Below are 21,044 nucleotides of genomic sequence, written 5' to 3' on the forward strand. Positions count from 1 at the left end.
CCCGCCGGGGGCGGCGCGCTGGGCGCCCGCCGGGGGGGGGGGGGGGGGGGCCGCCGCCCCCCGGCAAGATGGCGGAGGGTTTGATGGGAGCGGGTGGGTGAAGGCACGGACGGGAGGAGCATCCGGCGCGGGAGAACGCCGGATGCCGGAGCGATGACACCGCTCCTCGAACTGACGAACATCTCGAAGGCGTTCGGCCCGGTGAAGGTCTTGACCGGCGTCGACTTCGACCTTTTCGCCGGCGAGGTCCACGCGCTGATGGGCGAGAACGGCGCCGGCAAGTCGACGATGATCCGCATCGCCGCCGGCGACCATCGCGCCGATGAGGGCGAGATCCGTCTCGACGGCGAGGTGCGCCGCTTCACCGGCCCGCGTGAAGCGCAGGCCGAAGGCATCGCCGTCGTCCACCAGGAACTTCTCTTGTTTCCGGCGCTCAGCGTCGCCGAGAACGTCTTCCTCGGCCATCAGCCGAAGACGCGCGGCGGTCTCGTCGACTGGGCGAAGATGCGCGGCGAGGCCCGCGACCTGCTCGACCGGCTCGACTGTCCCAATCTCGATGTCGACCAGCGGGTCTCGCGGCTTTCGGTCGCCGACCGCCAGCGGGTCGAGATTGCACGGGCCCTCTCACGCAACGCCCGCGTCCTGATCATGGACGAGCCGACGGCGGCGCTCGCCGAGGCGGACGTGCGGCGGCTCCTCGAAGTGTTGCGGCGCCTGCGCGCCGACGGCGTCGGCATCGTCTACGTCTCGCACCGGATGAACGAGATCTTCGAGATCGCCGACCGCGTCACGGTGCTGCGCGACGGCAAGTCGATCGGCACGCGGCCGGTCGCCGACGTCACCGAGGCGACGCTCGTCTCGATGATGGTCGGCCGCGACATCCACCAGCTCTTTCCGAAGGAGGAGATTCCGCAAGGAAGGACGCGGCTGGAAGTGCGGCATCTTTCTCTCGCCGGGGTCGTCGAGGACATCTCCTTTTCGCTTCACGCCGGCGAGATTCTCGGAATTGCCGGCCTCGTCGGCTCGGGCCGCACCGAGCTCGCCCAGACGATCTTCGGCGTGACGCCGGCGACCGCCGGCGAAATCCTCGTCGACGGCGAGCCGCGGACGATCGCCAGCGTGCGCGAGGCGATCGCCGCCGGCATCGCCTACGTGCCGGAGGACCGCGGCCAGCACGGGCTGGTGCGTCCGCAGCCACTGCGCGAGAACGTCTCGATGGCGATCCTCGACCGGCTGACGACGTTCTCCGTCGTCGACACTGCGCGCGAACAGAGCCTCGCCAAGGACGCGATCGGCCGCTTCTCGATCCGCGCGCGGGACGCGCGCCAGCGCGTCGGCCAGCTTTCCGGCGGCAACCAGCAGAAGGTGGTGCTCGCCAAATGGCTCGCCACCGACCCGAAGATCCTCATCCTCGACGAGCCGACCCGCGGCATCGACATCGGGGCGAAGACCGAGATCCACCGGCTGATGGGCGAACTCGCCAAGAAGGGCCTGGCGATCCTGATGATCTCCAGCGAACTGCCCGAGGTGCTCGGCATGAGCGACCGCGTGCTCGTCATGCGCGAGGGTCGGCTGTCGGCGGTGATCGACCGCAAGGATGCAAGTCCCGATACGGTGGGCGCGGCGATGATGCAGGGGCGGCGCGAGCCGGCGCTCGCCGAAGGAGCGGGCCGATGAGGTCGCGCCTCTCCCACACGCTCGGAACGCTCGGCCAGGAGATCCTGCTCGTCGTGGTGATCCTGGCGCTCTTTGCCGTCGTCGGCTCGGTCAACGCCCGCTTCCTGTCGCAGCACAACCTCACCTCGATCTTCGTCGGCAACGCCTATATCGCGGTGGCGGCGATCGGCATGTCGCTGGTCATCATCTCCGGCAACATCGACGTCTCGATCGGCGCGCTGATCGGCGTTCTCGCCGTGATCTCCGGGCTGCTCGCGACCAACGGCTACCCGATCTGGCTCGCCTGGCTGGCCCCGCTCGTCCTCGGCGCTCTAATCAACACGCTGGTCGGCTGCCTGATCGCCTATGCCAAGGTCCCGTCGATCATCGCGACCCTGGCAATGCTCTCGATCCTCTCCGGCGGGCTCATCACCTTCACCGGCGGGCGATGGATCTCGGGTCTCCCGGCCGGCTACCAGCTCGCCCAGTTCCGGCTTCTCGACGTGCCGTCGCCGGTCTGGTTCATGATCGGCATGACGATCCTCGCGGCGCTGCTGATGCGCTACACCGCCTTCGGCCGGTCCGTCTACGCCGTCGGCAGCAATGCGGAAGCGGCCCGCGCCAGTGGCATCTCCCACGCGGCGACGGTGGTGAAGGTCTTCGCCATCCACGGCGCCATCGGCGGCGTCGCGGCGGTGCTCTTCGCGACGCAGCTGCAGGTGATCCAGTCGACGGTGCCGGTCGGGCTCGAACTCGTCATCATCACCGCCTCGGTGGTCGGCGGCGTCTCGATCCTCGGCGGCGTCGGCACGGTGTTCGGCTCGACGCTGGCGGCGATCCTCTTTGCCGCGATCGGTTCGTCGCTGATCTTCCTCAACGTCTCGGCCTATTGGCTGAGGGCCGTCCAGGGTGTGCTCATCCTCGCGACGGTCCTCGCCGACATGGCCCGCCGCCGGCGAACCGGCTGAGGGGAGGGACGAAGCCATGACCGCCGTCACCCGCGTTCTCGTCCGCCACGAGGCGATCCTCGCGATCCTCTTCGTCGTCGCGCTGTTCGTCCTCGCCGCCCAGTCCGACCGCTTCCTGACGACGGCGAACCTTCTCAACCAGGCGCGGCTGATGACCGAGGTCGGGCTGATCGCCATCCCGATGACCTTCGTCATCGTCACCGGCGGCATCGACCTCTCGGTCGGCTCGATCCTCGGCCTCTGCGCCATTCTCGTCGGGGTTTTCTGGCAAAATGCCGGCCTGCCGCTGCCGGCGGCGATCGTGCTGTCGCTCCTCGCCGGGACACTGGCGGGCTTTGCCAACGGCGTCATCATCACACGCTTCAGGGTGCCGCCGCTGATCGCCACGCTGGCGACGCTGGCACTCTATCGCGGGCTTGCCGAGGGGATCAGCCAGGCGCGCTCGGTCCGCGGCTATCCGGCGTGGTTCGCGACCCTCGGCCAGGGCGAGCTGCTCGGCATTCCGTCGCAGCTCTGGCTCTTCGCCCTCGTCGCCATCGTCGGCATCTTCATCCTGCGCTTCACGACCTTCGGACGCACGACCTACGCCATCGGCAACAACGAGGCGGCGGCGGAGTTTTCCGGTCTCGCCGTCGAGCGCACGAAACTCCTGATCTACACCGCCTCCGGCTTCGTCTCGGCGCTCGCGGCGATCGTCTTCGTCTCGCGCGTTTCGACGACCCGCTCCGACATGGGCACCGGCATCGAACTCGAGGTGATCACCGCCGTCGTCCTCGGCGGCACCTCGATCTTCGGCGGCCGCGGCATGGTGGTCGGTACGCTGATCGGGCTTTGCCTGATGCAGATCCTTCAGAACGGCCTGTCGCTTTCGGGCGTGCGCGGCGACGGCACCACCGTCGTCATCGGCGCGGTCCTGATCGTCGCCGTGCTGATCAGCAATGTCCTCAGCCGTTTCTCGAACGACTGAGGATCGGGAGGGGCGCCGGAAAGGCGCCGCAACAGAGGAGGAAAATTCGATGAAGAGACTGATGACGGCGCTGCTCGGCGCCAGCCTTCTGACGACGCCGGCGGCCTTCGCGCAGTCCGCCTGGACTGGCGGCGACGGCCAGCCGACGACCCCGCTCGCCTGTTCCGGCGAATCGCCGGCACCCGAGCCCGGCGAATACAACGGCGGCACGCCGACGAACGCGCCCGACCGCAAGGGCAAGGACATCAAGGTCGTCGACATTCCGAAACTCGTCGGCGTCGGCTATTTCGCCAGCACCTCGTCGGGCATGGCGGAGGCGGCGAAGGAACTCGGCAGCGTCGCCGTCTCGACCGACGGGCCGACCCGCGCCAACATCGACGAGCAGATCACCTTCATCGACAACTACATCACCTCCGGCGTCGACGGCATCCTCTATGCCGCCAACGACCCGGTGGCGATCGCGCCGGTCCTGAAGAAGGCGCTCGATGCGGGGATCAACGTCGTCGGCTACGACGCCGATGCCCAGGCCGACGCGCGGCAGTGGTTCGTCAACCAGGCGCTGCCGAACGGCGTCGCCAAGGCGATGATGGACCAGCTCGCCAAGGAGATCGGCGAAGAGGGCAGCTTCGCCATCGTCACCTCGACCTTCACGACGCCGAACCAGGCGCGGTGGATCTCCGAGATGCAGGCCTATACCGAGAAGTGCCATCCGAAGCTGAAGTTCCTCGAGACCGTCGAGGCGCAGGAGGACAACATCCTGTCCTTCAACCAGGCGCAGACGCTGATCAACAAATACGGCGACGAGCTGAAGGGCATCCTCGGCATGACCTCGGTGGCGACCCCCGCCGCCGCCGAGGCGGTGCAGCAGAACGGCCTCTGCGGCAAGGTCTCGGTGGTCGGCCTCGCACTCCCCAATGCCATGAAGCCCTACATCAATTCCGACTGCATCCAGTCGACGATCCTCTGGAACACCGTCGATCTCGGCTATGCGGCGGTCGAGGTGATGCGGCAGGTGGCGGACGGGACGCTGAAGCCCGGCGACAAGACGGTGAAGGCCGGCCGGCTCGGCGAACTGCCGATCGTCAACCAGAGCCAGGTGCTGCTCGGCCAGCCGAAGATCTTCACCAAGGCGGACATCAACGACTTCGACTTCTGAAGCTCTCAGCGCGGCGGCGGGGCGGGCCTCGCCGCCGATCGGACCGGGCGGCGACCGGCAAGCCTTTGCCGGCAGCGCGGCCTGCCGGGCGCGTGGTCTTCGGCCGGCGGAACTTTCAGACGCCGAGGAAGCCGCCGTCGATCGGCAGCACCGCGCCGGTCACCATCGCCGCGGCCGGCGACAGCAGCATCGCGATCATTTCGGCAACGTCCTCGACCTCGGCGAAGCGCCCGACGGGCGTGCGGTCCATCATCGGCCGGCTCTTTTCCGGATCGCTCCAGGCGACGGCCGCGAGTTCGGTCAGGGTGATGCCGGGTGCGACGGCGTTGACGCGGATGCCGTGGGGTCCGAGTTCCTTGGCGAGAACGCGCGTCGCTCCTTCGAGGCCGGCCTTCGACGCGGCATAGCACAGGTGGTTGGCAAAGCCGCGATGGCCGGCGATCGAGGTGACGTTGACGATCGCGCCGCCACCGCCGGCCGCGATGCGGACCCTGGCGAATTCCTGGGCGCAGACCAGCGCCGCCCGGAGGTTGATCCCGAGGACGGTCTCGTAGCCGGCGTCGGTCATGTCGAGCACGCTTTCGAGCACGTTGGTCCCGGCGCAGTTGACGAGATGGTCGACGGTGCCCGCCTCGCGCATTGCGGCACGCGCCGTCTCGGGATCCTGAAGGTCGGCGGCGATCGTCCGGCAGCCGGTCTCGGCCTTGAGGCTTTCGAGGTCGGACGTGGTCCGCGCAATGGCGACGACGGCGGCGCCGCGGCCGGCGAGAAGCCGGGCGGTCGCGCGGCCGATGCCCTTGCCGGCGCCGGTGACGACGACGGTATGGCCGTCGAATTCGGTTCTATCGAGGCTCATGTGTCTCCTCCCAGACGACCGAGAATGCCGGGCGCCGCCCGCCGGCGCAAATGCCGGCCGAGCGGCTGCTTCGATCCCTTGGCGCGCCGTGCCTTTCGAAAGCCTGTTCCGACTTTCGGGATCATGCCCGATCCTAGCCGCCGCCTGCCGCCGGCTTGACGGGGCCGATCGCATTGGTGGTGACGGCATCGTCGGCAGGGGCGGGCTCGCAGCGCATCGACGACACGAAGTCGTCGACGCCCGGCCGCTTGCTCTCCTCGTCGACGAGGACGCGGATCGTCATGTAGCCGGCGGTCATTTCCACCTCCACCGGAATCTGGGTCTTCGGGGCGTCCTCCGCCGCGGCCCGGTCGACGAGCTGGTCGCGCGTCCCGACGAGAAGATCGAGGGCGTTGTCGACCGCCGACCGGTCGTTGATGCTGTAGAGATTGTCGCCGCTGCGATTGTAGATTGAGGCAGACCAGAACGCCGGATTGCTCTGAAGGGCGCGGATGCGCACCGGCCCGTCGGCCAGCGAGAAGCGGCACCCGGCGGTGATGAAGGCCGGATCGACGAAGGCGAATTCGCCGCTCTGCTGGGCGGCCTGGCCGGGTGCGGGCTCGGGACTGCTTTCGAGCGCCTCGACGCGCACCAGCTGGTCCTCCTGGCCGAGTTCGGCGAGCCGGCTCCAGCCGTTGCGGCGCGCGACGTCCGGCATGGCGAAGATGACGGCGATATGGACGAGCCCGGCGCCGACGACGCCGATCATGACGGTCAGAAGGATCCTACCCATTGGCGCAGGACTCCCGCCGGATCGTCGGGAGGGAGAGGCTCGATGCGCCGCTCGCGGCGCTCGCGGGCGTGTCGTAGAGGGCGAGAACCAGGATCATCTCGCCGCGGCCCGCCGTCGCCAGCCAGTTGCCGGCGCGGGCCTCGGGCCCGACGGCGAGGGCGAAGGAATTGTCTTCGTTGCGCATCAGGTTGTTCGAGGTGAGCCAGCCGGGCCGGCCGTCGGCGGGCCGGATGAGCTCGCCGTCGGGCAGATAGGCCGCGAGGGTGAAGACGCGGGCAGGGGGCGTGGAGCCGCCGATCCGATAGCTGCATTCGCGCCGCAGCGCCCGGCCGGTATCGTCGCTCGCGCTGCGGAACTGGATGCCCTCGCCGGTTCCGAGCGTGAGATTGCCGACCGTGGCGAGGCGCGCCTTGGAGTAAGGGTCGGCATCGGGGGCGCCGGCGAACGGCGTCGCCTGCCAGGGGCCGACCGTGACGGTGCCGATCTCGGAGGAATGATCGACCGCCCATTTGGCCGACCAGCCGCCGAGATAAAGGGCGATCGCAACGGCGACCATGACGAGGAGCGTGAAACGCATCACTTCGACCGAAGGGCTTCGCTGGCGTTACTGGCTGCGGGCCGGCGCCGGGCCGGCCGCGGCGGTGTCCGCCGACGCCAGATGCTCCGGCTCCAGCGGCTTCATCGCGTCGAGACCTTCGGCGATGTGGGACAGAACGTCCTGCGCCTTCTTGCTGAGGGTCTCGGGCGCTGCCGGGCCGGTACCTTCCTCGCCGGCTTCCGCGACCTTGCCGGAGTTCGCCGGGAAGGGATCGTCGATATAGGGGATCGGCTTCAGCTCGATGTTCTGATGCGCCGCCTCCATGAAGCGCTGCCAGGTCATCGCCGGCAGCGAGCCGCCGGTCAGCCGGTTGGTCGGCCGGAAACTGTCGTTGCCGAACCAGACGGCGCCGACATAGTTGCCGGTGAAGCCGACGAACCAGCCGTCGCGATAGGACTGGGTCGTGCCGGTCTTGCCGCCGACGCGGGTCATCGACAGCTGCGCCTTGCGGGCGGTGCCGTGCTCGCTCACGCCGACCAGCATCTCGTTCATGTATTTCGTCGCCTGTTCGGACAGCACCTGGTGGCGCGGCGGCAGGTCGTGCCGGGCATCCCAGACGACCTTGCCGGCGCCGTCCGTCAGCTGCTCGATCGCATGCCGGTTGGAATTCATGCCGCCATTGGCGAATACCGTATAGGCCGTCGCCTGGTCCATCACCGTGACCTCGCTGGTGCCGAGGGCCATGGTCTTGTCGCCGCGCAGGTTCGATTCGATGCCCATCGCCTTGGCGGTCTTCACCGTGTCGTCGAAGCCGACCTTCTGGTAGAGCTTGACGGCCGGCACGTTCAGCGAACGGGCGAGGGCGTTTGCGAGGGTGACGCGGCCGGAGAAGGAGCGGCCGTAGTTCTGGGGCGACCAGTTGCCGATGGTGATCGGGCTGTCGACGATCGTATCCGAGGGCTTCATGCCTTCCTGCATGGCCGTCGCATAGACGTAGACCTTGAAGGAGGAACCCGGCTGGCGCAGCGCCTTTGTCGCGCGGTTGAACTGCGAAACGCCGTAGTCCCGGCCGCCGACGATCGCCCTGACGCTGCCGTCGGAGGCGAGCACCACCATCGCCGCCTCGCCGACATTGTAGTTCTTGCCGTACTGGCGGAGATGATATTCGACGGATTCGTCCGCGAGCTTCTGCAGGTCGAGGTCGACGGTCGTCCGGGCCGTGAAATTGCGGTCCTTGATGCCGTTCTGCTGGGCGATGCGCTGCACCTCGTCGAAGGCGTAGTCGAGGAAATAGTCGGGGGAGGGGGACGAGGAGCGGTCGATCGCCGTCGCCGGATGGCGCCTTGCGGCGATCACCTGTCCCTCGGTCAGAAAGTTCGCCTGGACCATGTTGGTCAGCACTTCGTTGGCGCGCGCACGCGCCGCCGGCAGGTTGATGTGCGGCGCGTATTTCGCCGGAGCCTTGAACAGGCCCGCCAGCATCGCCGCCTCGGCCAACGAGACGTCGCGGATGTTCTTGCCGAAATAGAACTCGGCCGCCGCCGCCGCACCGAAGGTGCCGCCGCCCATATAGGCCCGGTCGAGATACATCGCGAGGATCTGGCGCTTGGTGTAGTGCGATTCGAGCCAGAGGGAGAGGAAGGCTTCCTTGATCTTGCGGTCGAGGCTGCGCTCGTTCGACAGAAACAGGTTCTTGGCGAGCTGCTGGGTCAGCGTCGAGCCGCCCTGGACGACGCCGCCCGCCTGGGCATTCACCGTCAGAGCGCGGACGAGGCCGAGGAAGTCGATGCCGAAATGGTCGAAGAAGCGGCGGTCCTCGGTGGCGAGCAGCGCCTTGACGAAATTGTCGGGAATCTCGTCGATCGGCACCGCCGCGGCCCGCAGGATGCCCCGGCGGCCGATCTCCTCGCCATGCTTGTCGAGGAACAGCACCGAATAGTCGCTCTCCTGCGGCAGGCCGTGGCGCGTCATCTTGATCGCCGGCTGGGCGAGGGCGAAGAGCAGGACGAAGCCGGCGAGGCCGAGGGTCAGCCCCTCGCAGGCGATCTCCACCAGAACGCGGTTGAAGCCCCGCGCCCGGAACCTGCGCGAGACGATGGTGACGTTTTCCCACCAGGCGAGAAAGGCGTGGTAGAGCCGCCAGAGGCTCGAATCGATCCAGGCGTCGACCTCAATGAGGCGCGAGGGCTGTCGCCGCCTGCGGCGTTGATTCGGTTGATTCTCCAAGCGCCAGCTCACCATTCGGCGCCATCGGCGCGGGCCGCCGAGCATTTTCGGGCCCCCGCGATGGACGTGATCAATCGCGGCCGCGACTTGCGCGACCTTCCGTGACATCCTACGTCGTCCCCCGCTGCGGTTATAGGCCGACCGCCCGGAAAAATCTGCAAAAATTGCCGCATGGTTTCCCGATGTCCGATGCCGCGCCCGATCACGATGCCGTGCCCTACTGGAGGGCGAAGGCGCTCGAAGAGATGACGCCCGAGGAGTGGGAGCGGCTGTGCGACGGCTGCGGGCGCTGCTGCCTCAACAAGCTCGAGGACTGGGACACCGGCGAGATCGCCTGGACCAACGTCGCCTGCCAGCTGCTCGACGGCCATGCCTGCCGCTGCCGGCAATACGAGACGCGCCACGAGGTGGTGCCGGACTGCGTCGGGCTGACGCCCGAAGCGGTGCGGACGCTGACCTGGCTGCCGCCCTCCTGCGCCTACCGGCTGGTCGCCGAGGGCCGGGATCTCTACTGGTGGCACCACCTCGTTTCCGGCGACCGGGACACGGTGCATCAGGCGGGCGTCTCGGTCCGGGACCGGACGGTCAGCGAAGTCGGGATGGAGCTCGAGGACTACGAGGACCATCTGGTGGAATGGCCGGGCGAGGAGGTGGACGCCGATCTGCCGACGTCACCCGAAGCCGGAGATTATGAAAAAATTCCTTGACTGCGTGACGGTCCTTCGGTAGGGTTCATTCATCATCGAAAATCTGTCGGCGGCGTCGGGGCGACCCGGAGCCGCCGTCGTCGTTTCAGGGCCGGTGGGGCGATTGCTTCCGCGGCTCGATGGCGGATGCGGTTCGGAGAGCGGATGGCGGAGCTTTTGTCGGACCGGCTCTACGCGCTGCTGATGCGCGAGGTGGGGCGGCTGGAAGCCGAGGGTGAGGATAATAATCCTGAAAATGGCTGTCATGCTGCGGCCGAGACCGTGCCGGACGGCGAGAAGCCCCGCGTCAGGCGGACGAAGAATGGCGGCGCGGCCGGCTTCAAGGAGCGGGCCGATGCACTCGCCTTGTTGACCCGCACGCTGGAAAAGCTCCTCGAACTGCGGTCGCTGGAGGCGACAAGCGGCCGCGACGACGAGACGGAGACGCTGCGGCTGCGGGACGAATTCATGCGCCGGCTGAGAGCCCTCGATGCGCGCCGCGCCGGCGGTGCCCGGCTTTTCGCCGACGGCGGCGAGACGGCAACGAAGCCGGCGGCATCAATGACGGCCGCCGCGCGCGCGGCGAAGGCGCGCCGCCGGCCGGCCGGATCGAAACGCCCGGAACGGGGCGCCGATGGCCGATAGCGGCGACGGCGACGACGGGTTCGAGGACGACGACACCCGTTTATCGGATGTGCAGTTCTGGAGCCGGGCGGACAGGCTGGTCGGGCGGCAGAAGGGACGGGTTCTGGAGCGCTCGGCGCTGCCCTGGTCGAGCCTTGCCCGGCCTTCGCAACTGCCGCCGCCGGGGAACTGGCGGCAATGGCTGATCGTCGGCGGGCGCGGCTCCGGCAAGACGCGGGCGGGGGCGGAATGGATCAAGGCGATGGCGGCGGGCGAAAGCCCCTTCGTCGGTCGGCCGCACATGCGCATCGGACTTCTCGCCGAGACGCTGGCGGATGCCCGCGAGGTGATGATCGACGGCGAAAGCGGCCTTCTCGCCGTCTGCGGCCATCCGCGGCCGGTGTTCGAGGCGAGCCGCAGGCGGCTGGTCTTCGCCAGCGGGGCGATCGCCCAGATCTTTTCCTCGGAGGATCCCGACGCGCTGCGCGGCTACCAGTTCGATCTCGCCTGGGGCGACGAGCTGGCGAAATGGGTTCACGGCGACGCGTCGTTCGACAATCTGCAGCTGGCGCTGCGGCTCGGAGAGAACCCGCGCGCGCTGTTCACGACGACGCCGCGGCCGATCCCGCTGCTGAAGCGGCTGATCGCCGATCCCGGGACGGCGACGACGCACATGACGACGGCGGAGAACGCCGCCAACCTCGCCCCGGGCTTCCTCGCGGCGATGGGCGAGCGCTATGGCGGGACGCGGCTCGGCCGGCAGGAACTCGACGGAGAAATCCTCTCGGCGCGGGACGACGCGCTGTTCGACATCGGGAAGATCGAGCGGGACCGCTGCGATCCGCCCTCGGAGCTGCGGCGGATCGTCGTCGCGGTCGATCCGCCGGCGAGCGCGACGAAGCGCTCCGACGCCTGCGGGATCGTCGCGGCGGGACGCGGCGGCGACGGCACGATCTACGTGCTCGCCGACGGCAGCCGGCGGAAGGCCAAGCCGCATGAATGGGCGAGGGCGGCGATCGGGCTCTACGACGCGCTGAAGGCCGACCGGATCGTCGCCGAGGTCAACCAGGGCGGCGACATGGTCGAGGCGGTGATCCGCGCGGCAAGTCCCGACACGCCGTTCCAGGCGGTCAGGGCGAGCCGCGGCAAATGGGCGAGGGCGGAGCCCGTCGCCGCGCTCTACGAGCGCGGACGGGTGCGCCATGCCGGCCGGTTTCCCGAACTCGAGGACGAGATGGCGGATTTCGGCCCGGACGGCCTGTCGGGCGGCCGCTCGCCGGACCGGCTGGACGCCCTGGTCTGGGCGGTCAACGCCCTGGCGGGAGGCGGCGAGGCGCCGCGGATCAGGGGGCTTTAGGCTGACCGGACTTCGGACGCGGGGGGCGAAGGTTCAGCGCTTGAGGTCTGCGCCGAGGCACCCCCCTCTGCCCTGCCGGGCATCTCCCCCACAAGGGGGGAGATCGGCAGCTTTGGCGGGTGGCGCCTCATCTTTGTCGATGCTGCAAGCTTCATCGCTCGCGTGAGCGCGGGGCGTCGGCGCGAAATCGATCTCCCCCCGTGTGGGGGAGATGTCCGCCCTTCGACAAGCTCAGGAGGACAGAGGGGGGCGAGACGGGCGCCGCCGCAGACAGGTTGCCGGCCGCGCAAACGGCCGGATCGCCGAACGCATTCCAGAACATCGGAGCAATCGCATGGGACTTGCGGGAACGATCGCGGGCTGGCTCGGTGCGGCCTCTCGGCCGCCGGGCGAGAGCGCCTCCGCAGCGCCCGCCGAGCAAAAATCCACCGCCACGGTGGCGGGGACGCTGGTCTTCACCGGCAGGGACGAGGGCATCTGGACCGAGCGGTCCTATGCCGCCCTGTCGCGGGCCGGCTTCATGCAGAACCCGGTCGCCTATCGCTCGGTGCGGCTGATTGGCGAGGCGGCGGCGGCGATCCCGCTCGTCCTCTATGACGGGACCAGCGAAGTCGCAGCGCACCGGCTACTCGACCTGATGCGCCGGCCGAACCCGATGAGCGCCGGTGCGGCCTTCGTCGAGACGCTCTGCGGCCACCTGCTCCTCGCCGGCAACGCCTATGTCGAGGCGGCGCTCCTCGACGGGGAGGTGAAGGCGCTGCACGTCCTGCGGCCAGACCGCGTGCGGCTGATCGCCGACACGGACGGATGGCCCGAGGCCTTCGAATACCGGGCCGGCACGACGGTGAGGCGGATTGCGGCCGAGGCGCCGGACGGCGGGCCGGCAAGCATCCTGCAGTTGTCGCTGTTCCACCCGCTCGACGATCATCGCGGCTACCCGCCGCTCGGCGCGGCGCAGAGCGCGCTCGATCTGCACAATGCGGCGGCGCGCTGGAACCGCGCGCTCCTCGACAATTCCGCCCGCCCCTCCGGGGCGCTGATCTACAAGGCCGAAGGCGGCGGCAATCTCTCGCCCGACCAGTTCGACCGGCTGAAGGCGGAGCTCGAGACCGGCTATTCCGGCGCCGCCCGGGCGGGACGTCCGCTGCTTCTTGAAGGCGGCCTCGACTGGAAGGCGATGGCGCTTTCGCCGAAGGACATGGACTTCGTCGAGGCGAAGAACGGCGCCGCCCGCGACATCGCGCTCGCCTTCGGCGTGCCGCCGATGTTGCTCGGCATCCCCGGCGATCTGACCTATGCGAACTACGCCGAGGCGAACCGCGCCCTCTACCGGCTGACCGTGCTGCCGCTCGTCAAGCGGATCGCCGGCGCGCTCGGCGGCTGGCTCGGCGCTCATTTCGGGGAGCCGGAACTGTCGCTTTCCGTCGATCTCGACGCGGTCGAGGGCCTTTCGGCCGAGCGCGAGGCCCTGTGGACGCGGGTCGGCGCGGCGGACTTCCTCAGCCGGGACGAGAAGCGGGAGGCCGTCGGCTATGGCAGCGAGGATTGAGATGCGCGGCGTCGCGGCGCCGCTGCAGCCCGCCGGCGCGACGCCCTTGCCGCTGCCGGCGCGGTTCTCCGGCTATGCCGCGATCTTCGGTGCGACGGATCTCGCCGGCGACAGGATCGAGCCCGGCGCCTTCGCGGCCTCGCTCGCCGCGCGGCGGCCGGAAGCCGTGCGCATGCTCTGGCAGCACGATCCCGCCCGCCCGATCGGCCGTTGGATCGACATCGCCGAGGACCGGACCGGGCTGAAGGTCCTCGGCGAATTCGCCCTCGACACCGCCGGCGGCCGCGAGGCGGCGGCGCTCGCCGCGGCAGGAGCCGTGGACGGTCTGTCGATCGGCTTTCGCACCAAGCTGGCGAGGCGCGGCGACGGCGGCACCAGGCGACGGCTGGTGACGATCGACCTCTGGGAGGTCTCGCTCGTCACCTTCCCGATGCAGGAGCGGGCCCGCTTCAGCCTCTTCGCCTGACGGCGGCACATCTTCATCCGAGACAACAGGAGAGACGACATGGACGAAACGGCACTCGCCGGCTTCGAGACGAAGACGGTCACCCCGGAGACGCGGGGCCTGCAGGACGAGATGATGCGGACCTTCGAGAGCTTCCGCGAGGCGAACGACGCGCGGCTCGCGGAGCTGGAGCGGCGGATGAGCGCCGACACGCTGGCGACCGACAAGGTCGATCGCATCGCCGCCGCGCTCGACGCCCAGAACCAGCGCATCGAGCGGCTGGCGCTGAAGGAGATGCGCCCGGCACTCGGGCAGGACCGGACGCGCTTCGGCGCGCCGGCGAGCGAACACAAGAGCGCCTTCGAACGCTATGTCAGGGCGGGCGACGAGGCGGCGCTCCGGCGCTTTGAGGAAAAGGCGATGTCGAGCCTGACCGGGGCGGACGGCGGCTTCCTCGTGCCAGAGGAGACCGAGACGGAAATCGGCCGGCGGCTCGCGGCGATCTCGCCGATCCGCTCGATCGCCGCCGTCAGGACGGTGTCGACCGCGGTGCTGAAGAAGCCCTTCGCGATCTCCGGCGCCGAGAGCGGCTGGGTCAGCGAGACAGCCGTGCGCGACCAGACCGCCGCGCCGCAGCTCGCCGAACTGACCTTTCCGACCATGGAGCTCTACGCCATGCCGGCCGCCACGGCGGCGCTGCTCGACGATGCGGCCGTCGACATCGACCGCTGGATCGGCGAGGAGGTGGAGCAGGCCTTCGCGGCCCAGGAAAGCGCCGCCTTCGTCAACGGCGACGGCCTCGCGATGCCGAAGGGCTTCATGACCTACGACAGGGTCGACGAGAGCGCCTGGGCCTGGGGCAAGGTCGGGACGGTCGGGACGGGCGCCGACGGCGGCTTCGCCGAGGGCGAGGCGGCCGACGCGCTGATCGACCTCGTCTACGCCCTCAAGGCCGGATACCGGCAGAATGCCAGCTTCGTCATGAATCGCCGCACCCAGAGCACGGTGCGCAAGCTGAAGGACGAGGACGGCAACTATCTCTGGCTGCCGCCGGCTGCCGCCGGCGCCAAGGCGACGCTGATGGGATTTCCGCTGGTCGAGGCGGAGGAGATGCCGGACATCGCGACGGGCGCCTGCGCGCTCGCCTTCGGCGACTTCTCCCGCTTCTATCTCGTCGTCGACCGCCAGGGCGTGCGGGTGCTGCGCGATCCCTACTCCGCCAAGCCCTACGTCCTGTTCTACACGACCAAGCGGGTCGGCGGCGGCATTCTGGACTTCGACGCGGCAAAGCTTCTCGACTTCTCGGCCTGACGGCCCGAACGCCGACGAAAACCCCTTGGAGACCCGGCTCGACGAGCCGGGTCTTTGCGTTTCTGGAGACGGATGATGACGACGATCGACCTCGGCCCGGTCGCCGAGCCGCTGACGCTTGCCGACGCCAAGATCTGGGCGCGGATCGAGCGGGACGACGAGGACGGCCTCATCGCCCGGCTGATCGCGGCCGGGCGCGAGGCGATCGAGCGCGACACCGGGCTTGCGCTGGTCGCCCGCAGCTTCCGCCTCACCCTCGACCCGGCGCCGTGCGACGGCTGGGTCGAGGCGACGAGGCGCCCACTCGTCTCGGTCGACACGGTCACGGCCTACGACGCGGCCGGCAATCCGCGTGTTTTCGAACCGGCCGAAGCCATCGTCGAACGGCCGCGCGGCACGGACGGCTTCCGGCTCGCGCCCGCCGTGCTCGACGCGGCTTCGAACGGCGTCGAGATCGAATTCGTCGCCGGCTACGGCGACGCCGACCGCCCCGCCGAGCTGATCCTCGCGCTCAAGGCGATCGTCGCCGCGAGCTACGAGGCGCGGGCGCTGGTCGAGCCGGGGATGCAGCCGGCGCTGCGACCGGCGATCGCCGAGCGCCTGATCGCCCCGCACCGGCGGGTGCGGATCTGATGGCCCCGCTGTTTCTCGACCCCGGGCTCTTCAGCCGCCGCGTCGCGCTGGACGAGCCGGCGATCGTGCCGGACGGAGCGGGCGGCGGCGCGACGCAGTGGCAGGAAGTGCGGGAACTGTCGGTGCGGATCGAGCCGCTCTCCGTCGCCGCGCGCGAGCGCTTCGACCAGCGCGAGGCGACCGTGACGCATCGCGTGCTGCTGCGCGCGACCACCGCCGTCGAGCGCGGCATGTCGTTCAGGATCGGCGGACGGCGCCTCCTTGTCCTCTCGGTGCACGATCCGGACGAGAGCGGGCGCTATCTCGTCTGCCGCTGCGAGGAGGAGCGCTGACCATGCGCATTTCCGTATCGGTCGAGACCCGGCGCGCCCGCAAGAATTTCCGCCAGCTCGTCGACGAGGCGCTGTCCCGCGCCAGGGCCGGCCTGCCGCCGAGGAGGATCGAGGGACTGCCGCGCACCTCGAACCTCGGCAAGAGCGCCGATGCGCAGGCGATCATGACCGGTTTCGAGGAGGCCCCGCCGCCGTCCGGATCGCTTGCACCAGATCGATCGTGAGATAGCGAAAAAGTTAAGATTGCCCCGTTGAACAGCGGGACGCGGAAAGCATTTCCAGTTATGTTTCATCCCGACAACCGGCGTGAAGCGTCCGGTCGTCGGCGGCGTCGCGAAAGTCGACGGCATCGCAAAGGAGGGCGATAGCGATGGCGCATCCGAGCGCTGAACTGCAGCAATCGATCTTTTCCGCTCTGACCTCCGATGCCTCCCTAACGGCGCTGCTCGGCGGGCCGAAGGTCTTCGACCGGCGGCCGGAGCGCGCGAGCTTCCCCTATCTCACGCTCGGCCGGACGGCCGTCGTCGACTGGTCGACGGGCACCGAGGACGGCGCGGAGCACATCCTGACGCTGCACGTCTGGGCCAAGGGCGGCGGCAAGGCCGAGACCTATGAGATCATGGACAAGGTCGCCGACAGGCTGAACGACGCGGCGCTGGCACTCGAGGGCCACCATCTCGTCAATCTGCGGCTGCAGTTCGCCGAAGCCCGGCGCGAGGCGGATTCCTCCGCCTATCACGGCATCCTGCGGTTCCGGGCGGTGACCGAGCCGGTGGCGTGAGGCTGGCGACGATCGTGATCAGTTCATCGTCATGATACCGGTATGCTGAAACTTGCCTGTCTCTGTGGCCAGGTCCGCATCGGCGTGGCCAAGCGGCCGGACTTCATCAACGAATGCAATTGCACGCTCTGCAGCAAGGCTGGCGCCTGCTGGTCCTATTTCCATCCCTCCGACGTCAGCGTCGAGGGCGCGACCAACAGATATAGCCGCGAAGACAAGGACGATCCGGCCTCAGAGATCCACTTCTGCGGCCGATGTGGTTCGACGACGCATTTCACGCTGACGCGGAGCGCCATAGCGAAATTCGGCAATGTTCAGACGGGGGTCAATATGCGTCTGGCGGATGAAAGCGATCTCGCCGGAATCGAACTTCGCTTCCCTGACGGACGAGCGTGGTCGGGCGGACCCGATTTCAGCTATGTGCGGGAGCCGCGAATAATTGGCTGAAGCGCGGCTCCGCAACGATCATCGGCGATGATCGCGCGCTAAGGCGAACTGCAGACTGAGACACTACCAAGGCGGGCGGTCCATCGGGCCGCCCTTTTTCGTTTGCGGCGGGCGACCGCCGCCGGATGAAACGCGAAGATGGGACGCACGGATGAGCGCTCAGAAGGGCAAGGACCTCCTCCTCAAGATCGACGAGGACGGGGACGGCAGCTTCGTGACGATCGCCGGACTGAGGAGCCGGCGGATCGCCTTCAATGCCGAGGCCGTCGACATCACGGACTCTGAGAGCGCCGGGCGATGGCGCGAACTCCTCGGCGGCGCCGGAATGCAGCGCGCCGCCCTGTCCGGCTCCGGCATCTTCAAGGACGCCGCCGCGGATGCGAGCCTGCGGCAGATCTTCTTCGAATCGCGCGTCGCCTCCTTCCAGGCGATCATTCCGGACTTCGGCAGGGTGACCGGGCCGTTTCAGGTGACGGCGCTGGAATATGGCGGCGAGCACGATGGCGAGGTGACCTTCGAAGCGACGCTGGAATCGGCCGGCGCGCTGACCTTCGAGGCGATCTGAGATGGCCGCGAACCGCAGGCGCGGCGAGGTGCCGGCGATCATCGACGGGCGCGAGCGGCGCCTCTGCCTCACCCTCGGCGCCCTCGCCGAACTCGAGGACGCGTTTTCCTCCGACAATCTCGGGGCGCTGGCGGAACGCTTCCGCGACGGGCGGCTCTCCGCCCGCGACCTGACGCGGATCATCGCCGCCGGGCTTCGTGGGGCGGGGGAACAGGTGTCCGACGCCGAGGTGGCGGCGATGCGCTTCGAGGGCGCGGCGGCGGGCGCGGCGGCAATCGCCGTCGAGCTGCTGGCGGCAGCCTTCGGCGGAACCGGGGAGGCGGCCGGGCAGGGCGACGCAAACCCTACCGACCGCCGCGGCTGACGGCGACAGGCCCGGCGAAGGCGACGGCAGGCGAGAGCAACAGCGGCGCGGCGGCGCCCTTTCCCTGGGACGAGGTGATGGCCGTCGGTCTCGGCGTCCTCAGGCTGACGCCCGAAGCGTTCTGGACGATGACGCCGCGCGAACTCGCGAGCGTAATCGCGCCGAAGCGCGCCCGCCCGCCGGCGCCGAGCGCCCGCGACCTTTCCGAAATGATGCGGCGCTTTCCCGATCCTCGCGGCCCTTGACGGGTGCCGCGAGCCTTTCCACCGGAACGGACAGGATTCATGGACGAGGACGAGACCTTCACCGTCGCGATCAGGGCCGACACGACCGGGCTCGACCGGGCTCTCGCCGATCTGTCGGACCGGGCGGACCGCTTCGGCACGGCACTGACCTCGGCGCTGTCGCGAGCGGTCACCGGCGGCAAGTCGCTCGACGACGTCTTCCGGCAACTCGCGCTGCGGCTTTCGACGATCGCCCTCGACGCCGCGCTGAAGCCGCTCGGCGACCTCGCCTCGACCGCGATCGGCCAGATCGTCGCGGCCTTCGGCGGCACTGCGGGAACGGCGGCGACGGGCGTGGTGCTGCCCTTCGCCAAGGGCGGCGTCGTCGCCGCGCCGAGCTACTTTCCGGCCGGCGGCGGACTCGGGCTGATGGGCGAGGCGGGTGCGGAGGCGATCCTGCCGCTGTCGCGCGGCGCCGACGGCACGCTCGGCCTCGCCGCTCCCGAGGCGCGCAGCGCGCCGCAGATCGTCTTCAACGTCACGACGCCGGACGCGCCGAGCTTCCGCCGCGCCGAGGCCCAGATCCAGGCGATGCTGACCCGCGCGGCGGTGCGCGGACGACGGGGCGTCTGACCATGCCGATCACCGCCTTCAGCGAGGAGCGCTTTCCGCTCCGGATCGCCTTCGGCACCAGCGGCGGGCCGGAACGGCGCACCGACATCGTCCGGCTTTCGACGGGCTTCGAGACCCGCAACCAGCGTTTCGCCCGCTCGGTCAGGCGCTACGACGCGGGATCGGGCCTGAAGAGCCTCGCCGATCTTTCGCTCATCCTCGACTTCTTCGAGGCGATGCGCGGAAGGCTGACCGGGTTCCGCTTCCGCGATCCGCTCGACAACGCCTCCAGCCGCTTCGGCAATCCGGTGTCGGCCCTCGACCAGGCGATCGGCACCGGCGACGGCGAGACCACGAGCTTCAGCCTTTCCAAGACCTATGGCAGCGGCGAAGGCGCCTATGTCCGGCCGATCGAAAAACCCGTCGCCGGGACGGTGCGCGTCGCCGTCGACGGCGCCGAGATCGCCGCGGGCTTTGCCGTCGACAGCCTCACCGGGACGCTCGCCTTCGACGCGCCCCCGGCCGTCGGGGCGGCGATCACCGCGGGCTTTCAGTTCGACGTACCGGTGCGCTTCGACACCGACCAGCTGTCGATCAACGTCGCCGCCTTCGAGGCCGGCGACATCCCCGTCATCCAGCTCATCGAGATCCGCCCATGAGGACGCTGCCAGACGAACTCGCCGCGGCGGTCGCCGGCCCGGTGACGACGCTTGCCAACTGCTGGCGGCTGACGCGCAAGGACGGCAGCGTCCTCGGCTTCACCGACCACGACGAGCCGCTGGTCTTCGCCGGGACCCGCTTCGAGGCCGCGACCGGGCTCTCCGCCAGCGAGGCGGAGGCCGCCCTCGGCCTCGGGGCGACGACGGGGGAGGTCGAGGGCGCCCTGTCGTCGGCGGCGATCAGGGAGGAAGACGTCGCGGCCGGGCGCTTCGACGGGGCGACGGTCGAGTCCTTCGTCGTCGACTGGCGCAACCCGGCGGCGCATGTGCGCATCGACGTTTCCGATCTCGGCGAGGTGCGCCGGGACGAGACGGCCTTCACCGCGGAGCTGCGAAGCGTCGCCGCCCGGCTCGAGGCCGTGCGCGGGCGCATCTACCGACGCCGCTGCGACGCCGTTTTCGGCGACGCGCGCTGCGGGTTCGACCTGTCGCAGCCGCCATACACCGTGGAATGTCTGGTCGCGGCCGTCGGCGACGGCTGGATCGACACGGCAACGGCGCTCGGCGCGCCGCCCGAGAGCTATGCCTTCGGCCGGCTGACCATGCTGACCGGCGAGGCCGCCGGTCTCGGCAGCGACGTCGTCTCGGCCACGGATCGGGCAAACGGTACCGTGCGCATCGCCATCGCGTCGCCGATCGTCGCCGAGATCGCAGCGGGCGACGGCTTCCGGATCGTTCAGGGATGCGACAAGCGCTTCGCCACCTGCCGCGGGCGCTTCGCCAACCAGACGAATTTCCGCGGCTTCCCGCACATCCCGGGCAGCGACGCCAGCCTGGCGGTCGGCCGGCGCGGCAACGCCAATGACGGCTCGCCGGTGGTGCCATGAGCGACCGGACCCGCGAAACGGCGCTCGCCGCGGCCCGCGGCTGGCTCGGCACGCCCTATCGCCATCAGGGATCGGCGCGGGGCATCGGCTGCGACTGCCTCGGCCTCCTGCGCGGCGTCTGGCGCGAGCTCTACGGCATCGAACCCGAGGCGCCCGGCGCCTATGCCGAGACCTGGAGCCTTCGCGCCGGGCCCGACCGGCTGCTTTGCGCCGCCGAGCGCCATCTTCGGCCGATCGAGGCGAGCGCCGCACGGCCGGGCGACGTGCTGCTGTTCAGGTGGCGCCGCGGCGCGCCGGCGACCCACTGCGCCGTGATCGACGAGGGCGGGCGTATCATCCACGCCTATCAAGGCGCGGCCGTCGTCTCGACGGCGCTGCCGCGCGGCTGGCAGGGCCGGATCGCCGGCGCCTTCCGTTTTCCGGAGTAGA

Annotated in this window: 26 protein-coding genes; 22 read left to right on the top strand and 4 right to left on the bottom strand. The window is 69.5% G+C overall.

Annotation, left to right across the window (positions count from 1 at the left end):
• Nucleotides 1-153: 153 nt before the first annotated feature.
• From J1C47_RS14760 to J1C47_RS14775, 4 genes are read left to right on the top strand one after another with little or no spacing between them, the layout of a single operon-like run.
• Entirely contained in the window at nucleotides 154-1,677 is a 1,524-nt protein-coding gene (locus J1C47_RS14760; protein WP_207351548.1) for a sugar ABC transporter ATP-binding protein, read from the top strand.
• A complete protein-coding gene (locus J1C47_RS14765; protein ID WP_207351549.1) occupies nucleotides 1,674-2,624 on the top strand; it encodes an ABC transporter permease in 951 nt (316 codons plus the stop codon). Before J1C47_RS14760 ends, J1C47_RS14765 begins: the two co-directional genes overlap by 4 nt.
• Before the next feature lie 16 nt (nucleotides 2,625-2,640).
• A complete protein-coding gene (locus tag J1C47_RS14770) occupies nucleotides 2,641-3,591 on the top strand; it encodes an ABC transporter permease (RefSeq protein WP_207351550.1) in 951 nt (316 codons plus the stop codon).
• Nucleotides 3,592-3,640: 49 nt separating this feature from the next.
• Nucleotides 3,641-4,747 (top strand): autoinducer 2 ABC transporter substrate-binding protein, encoded by a 1,107-nt coding sequence (locus J1C47_RS14775; RefSeq protein WP_207351551.1) that lies wholly within the window; start codon nucleotides 3,641-3,643, stop codon nucleotides 4,745-4,747.
• Between the two features lie 115 nt (nucleotides 4,748-4,862).
• Here J1C47_RS14775 and J1C47_RS14780 read toward each other — a convergent pair whose 3' ends face one another.
• The 4 genes from J1C47_RS14780 to J1C47_RS14795 all read right to left on the bottom strand — a co-directional run bounded on the left by J1C47_RS14780 (nucleotide 4,863) and on the right by J1C47_RS14795 (nucleotide 9,154).
• Complete coding sequence (locus J1C47_RS14780; protein WP_207351552.1) at nucleotides 4,863-5,603, bottom strand: SDR family oxidoreductase; 741 nt, start codon at nucleotides 5,601-5,603, stop codon at nucleotides 4,863-4,865.
• Nucleotides 5,604-5,736: 133 nt separating this feature from the next.
• Nucleotides 5,737-6,375, bottom strand: coding sequence for a DUF1254 domain-containing protein (locus J1C47_RS14785; protein WP_207351553.1), 639 nt, complete (start codon nucleotides 6,373-6,375; stop codon nucleotides 5,737-5,739).
• Nucleotides 6,368-6,952, bottom strand: coding sequence for a DUF1214 domain-containing protein (locus J1C47_RS14790; RefSeq protein ID WP_207351554.1), 585 nt, complete (start codon nucleotides 6,950-6,952; stop codon nucleotides 6,368-6,370). The genes J1C47_RS14785 and J1C47_RS14790 overlap by 8 nt, the downstream gene beginning before the upstream one ends.
• Nucleotides 6,953-6,979: 27 nt before the next feature.
• The gene (locus tag J1C47_RS14795; RefSeq protein WP_207351555.1) at nucleotides 6,980-9,154 is read right to left on the bottom strand and encodes a transglycosylase domain-containing protein; all 2,175 of its coding nucleotides are present in this window, start codon (nucleotides 9,152-9,154) and stop codon (nucleotides 6,980-6,982) included.
• A gap of 167 nt (nucleotides 9,155-9,321) precedes the next feature.
• On the opposite strand from J1C47_RS14795, the gene J1C47_RS14800 reads away from it, so the two are divergent.
• From J1C47_RS14800 to J1C47_RS14885, 18 genes are all read left to right on the top strand, one after another.
• Nucleotides 9,322-9,846 carry a YcgN family cysteine cluster protein gene (locus J1C47_RS14800; RefSeq protein ID WP_207351556.1) on the top strand — a complete coding sequence of 175 codons (525 nt, stop codon included), beginning with the start codon at nucleotides 9,322-9,324 and terminating at the stop codon, nucleotides 9,844-9,846.
• Between the two features lie 144 nt (nucleotides 9,847-9,990).
• The gene (locus J1C47_RS14805) at nucleotides 9,991-10,470 is read left to right on the top strand and encodes a hypothetical protein (protein WP_207351557.1); all 480 of its coding nucleotides are present in this window, start codon (nucleotides 9,991-9,993) and stop codon (nucleotides 10,468-10,470) included.
• Nucleotides 10,460-11,806, top strand: coding sequence for a DNA-packaging protein (locus J1C47_RS14810; RefSeq protein WP_207351558.1), 1,347 nt, complete (start codon nucleotides 10,460-10,462; stop codon nucleotides 11,804-11,806). Before J1C47_RS14805 ends, J1C47_RS14810 begins: the two co-directional genes overlap by 11 nt.
• Nucleotides 11,807-12,140: 334 nt before the next feature.
• On the top strand, nucleotides 12,141-13,355 hold the full coding sequence (locus J1C47_RS14815; RefSeq protein WP_207351559.1) for a phage portal protein: 1,215 nt from the start codon (nucleotides 12,141-12,143) through the stop codon (nucleotides 13,353-13,355).
• Nucleotides 13,339-13,821 carry an HK97 family phage prohead protease gene (locus tag J1C47_RS14820; RefSeq protein WP_245396585.1) on the top strand — a complete coding sequence of 161 codons (483 nt, stop codon included), beginning with the start codon at nucleotides 13,339-13,341 and terminating at the stop codon, nucleotides 13,819-13,821. Before J1C47_RS14815 ends, J1C47_RS14820 begins: the two co-directional genes overlap by 17 nt.
• A 39-nt stretch (nucleotides 13,822-13,860) precedes the next feature.
• Nucleotides 13,861-15,111, top strand: coding sequence for a phage major capsid protein (locus J1C47_RS14825; protein WP_207351560.1), 1,251 nt, complete (start codon nucleotides 13,861-13,863; stop codon nucleotides 15,109-15,111).
• A 75-nt stretch (nucleotides 15,112-15,186) separates the two neighbouring features.
• Nucleotides 15,187-15,744 carry a head-tail connector protein gene (locus J1C47_RS14830; protein ID WP_207351561.1) on the top strand — a complete coding sequence of 186 codons (558 nt, stop codon included), beginning with the start codon at nucleotides 15,187-15,189 and terminating at the stop codon, nucleotides 15,742-15,744.
• Nucleotides 15,744-16,076 carry a phage head closure protein gene (locus tag J1C47_RS14835; protein WP_207351562.1) on the top strand — a complete coding sequence of 111 codons (333 nt, stop codon included), beginning with the start codon at nucleotides 15,744-15,746 and terminating at the stop codon, nucleotides 16,074-16,076. Before J1C47_RS14830 ends, J1C47_RS14835 begins: the two co-directional genes overlap by 1 nt.
• 2 nt (nucleotides 16,077-16,078) lie before the next feature.
• Nucleotides 16,079-16,300, top strand: a complete 222-nt coding sequence (locus tag J1C47_RS14840) for a hypothetical protein (RefSeq protein ID WP_207351563.1) — start codon at nucleotides 16,079-16,081, stop codon at nucleotides 16,298-16,300.
• A 146-nt stretch (nucleotides 16,301-16,446) separates the two neighbouring features.
• On the top strand, nucleotides 16,447-16,857 hold the full coding sequence (locus tag J1C47_RS14845; protein WP_207351564.1) for a DUF3168 domain-containing protein: 411 nt from the start codon (nucleotides 16,447-16,449) through the stop codon (nucleotides 16,855-16,857).
• A gap of 42 nt (nucleotides 16,858-16,899) precedes the next feature.
• Nucleotides 16,900-17,304 (top strand): GFA family protein, encoded by a 405-nt coding sequence (locus J1C47_RS14850; RefSeq protein ID WP_207351565.1) that lies wholly within the window; start codon nucleotides 16,900-16,902, stop codon nucleotides 17,302-17,304.
• Between the two features lie 151 nt (nucleotides 17,305-17,455).
• Complete coding sequence (locus tag J1C47_RS14855) at nucleotides 17,456-17,869, top strand: phage major tail protein, TP901-1 family (protein WP_207351566.1); 414 nt, start codon at nucleotides 17,456-17,458, stop codon at nucleotides 17,867-17,869.
• Between the two features lies 1 nt (nucleotide 17,870).
• A complete protein-coding gene (locus J1C47_RS14860; protein WP_207351567.1) occupies nucleotides 17,871-18,233 on the top strand; it encodes a gene transfer agent family protein in 363 nt (120 codons plus the stop codon).
• Nucleotides 18,230-18,478: a rcc01693 family protein gene (locus J1C47_RS14865; protein ID WP_425354567.1), complete on the top strand. Its 249-nt coding sequence runs from the start codon at nucleotides 18,230-18,232 to the stop codon at nucleotides 18,476-18,478. Before J1C47_RS14860 ends, J1C47_RS14865 begins: the two co-directional genes overlap by 4 nt.
• Before the next feature lie 39 nt (nucleotides 18,479-18,517).
• Nucleotides 18,518-19,090, top strand: coding sequence for a phage tail tape measure protein (locus J1C47_RS14870; protein WP_210382333.1), 573 nt, complete (start codon nucleotides 18,518-18,520; stop codon nucleotides 19,088-19,090).
• 2 nt (nucleotides 19,091-19,092) lie between these two features.
• Nucleotides 19,093-19,728, top strand: coding sequence for a DUF2460 domain-containing protein (locus J1C47_RS14875; protein WP_207351569.1), 636 nt, complete (start codon nucleotides 19,093-19,095; stop codon nucleotides 19,726-19,728).
• Nucleotides 19,725-20,615: a DUF2163 domain-containing protein gene (locus J1C47_RS14880; RefSeq protein ID WP_207351570.1), complete on the top strand. Its 891-nt coding sequence runs from the start codon at nucleotides 19,725-19,727 to the stop codon at nucleotides 20,613-20,615. Before J1C47_RS14875 ends, J1C47_RS14880 begins: the two co-directional genes overlap by 4 nt.
• Nucleotides 20,612-21,043, top strand: a complete 432-nt coding sequence (locus J1C47_RS14885; RefSeq protein WP_207351571.1) for an NlpC/P60 family protein — start codon at nucleotides 20,612-20,614, stop codon at nucleotides 21,041-21,043. The genes J1C47_RS14880 and J1C47_RS14885 overlap by 4 nt, the downstream gene beginning before the upstream one ends.
• Nucleotide 21,044: the final 1 nt, after the last annotated feature.

The organism is Jiella sonneratiae (assembly GCF_017353515.1).
Taxonomy (GTDB): Bacteria; Pseudomonadota; Alphaproteobacteria; order Rhizobiales; family Rhizobiaceae; genus Jiella; species Jiella sonneratiae.

Bases quoted from the DNA above. Each gene is read 5' to 3' on its own strand.
- J1C47_RS14760 (WP_207351548.1), top strand. From the start codon at position 154: ATGACACCGCTCCTCGAACTGACGAACATCTCGAAGGCGTTCGGCCCG.
- J1C47_RS14765 (WP_207351549.1), top strand. From the start codon at position 1,674: ATGAGGTCGCGCCTCTCCCACACGCTCGGAACGCTCGGCCAGGAGATC.
- J1C47_RS14770 (WP_207351550.1), top strand. From the start codon at position 2,641: ATGACCGCCGTCACCCGCGTTCTCGTCCGCCACGAGGCGATCCTCGCG.
- J1C47_RS14775 (WP_207351551.1), top strand. From the start codon at position 3,641: ATGAAGAGACTGATGACGGCGCTGCTCGGCGCCAGCCTTCTGACGACG.
- J1C47_RS14780 (WP_207351552.1), bottom strand. From the start codon at position 5,603: ATGAGCCTCGATAGAACCGAATTCGACGGCCATACCGTCGTCGTCACC.
- J1C47_RS14785 (WP_207351553.1), bottom strand. From the start codon at position 6,375: ATGGGTAGGATCCTTCTGACCGTCATGATCGGCGTCGTCGGCGCCGGG.
- J1C47_RS14790 (WP_207351554.1), bottom strand. From the start codon at position 6,952: ATGCGTTTCACGCTCCTCGTCATGGTCGCCGTTGCGATCGCCCTTTAT.
- J1C47_RS14795 (WP_207351555.1), bottom strand. From the start codon at position 9,154: ATGGTGAGCTGGCGCTTGGAGAATCAACCGAATCAACGCCGCAGGCGG.
- J1C47_RS14800 (WP_207351556.1), top strand. From the start codon at position 9,322: ATGTCCGATGCCGCGCCCGATCACGATGCCGTGCCCTACTGGAGGGCG.
- J1C47_RS14805 (WP_207351557.1), top strand. From the start codon at position 9,991: ATGGCGGAGCTTTTGTCGGACCGGCTCTACGCGCTGCTGATGCGCGAG.
- J1C47_RS14810 (WP_207351558.1), top strand. From the start codon at position 10,460: ATGGCCGATAGCGGCGACGGCGACGACGGGTTCGAGGACGACGACACC.
- J1C47_RS14815 (WP_207351559.1), top strand. From the start codon at position 12,141: ATGGGACTTGCGGGAACGATCGCGGGCTGGCTCGGTGCGGCCTCTCGG.
- J1C47_RS14820 (WP_245396585.1), top strand. From the start codon at position 13,339: ATGGCAGCGAGGATTGAGATGCGCGGCGTCGCGGCGCCGCTGCAGCCC.
- J1C47_RS14825 (WP_207351560.1), top strand. From the start codon at position 13,861: ATGGACGAAACGGCACTCGCCGGCTTCGAGACGAAGACGGTCACCCCG.
- J1C47_RS14830 (WP_207351561.1), top strand. From the start codon at position 15,187: ATGACGACGATCGACCTCGGCCCGGTCGCCGAGCCGCTGACGCTTGCC.
- J1C47_RS14835 (WP_207351562.1), top strand. From the start codon at position 15,744: ATGGCCCCGCTGTTTCTCGACCCCGGGCTCTTCAGCCGCCGCGTCGCG.
- J1C47_RS14840 (WP_207351563.1), top strand. From the start codon at position 16,079: ATGCGCATTTCCGTATCGGTCGAGACCCGGCGCGCCCGCAAGAATTTC.
- J1C47_RS14845 (WP_207351564.1), top strand. From the start codon at position 16,447: ATGGCGCATCCGAGCGCTGAACTGCAGCAATCGATCTTTTCCGCTCTG.
- J1C47_RS14850 (WP_207351565.1), top strand. From the start codon at position 16,900: ATGCTGAAACTTGCCTGTCTCTGTGGCCAGGTCCGCATCGGCGTGGCC.
- J1C47_RS14855 (WP_207351566.1), top strand. From the start codon at position 17,456: ATGAGCGCTCAGAAGGGCAAGGACCTCCTCCTCAAGATCGACGAGGAC.
- J1C47_RS14860 (WP_207351567.1), top strand. From the start codon at position 17,871: ATGGCCGCGAACCGCAGGCGCGGCGAGGTGCCGGCGATCATCGACGGG.
- J1C47_RS14870 (WP_210382333.1), top strand. From the start codon at position 18,518: ATGGACGAGGACGAGACCTTCACCGTCGCGATCAGGGCCGACACGACC.
- J1C47_RS14875 (WP_207351569.1), top strand. From the start codon at position 19,093: ATGCCGATCACCGCCTTCAGCGAGGAGCGCTTTCCGCTCCGGATCGCC.
- J1C47_RS14880 (WP_207351570.1), top strand. From the start codon at position 19,725: ATGAGGACGCTGCCAGACGAACTCGCCGCGGCGGTCGCCGGCCCGGTG.
- J1C47_RS14885 (WP_207351571.1), top strand. From the start codon at position 20,612: ATGAGCGACCGGACCCGCGAAACGGCGCTCGCCGCGGCCCGCGGCTGG.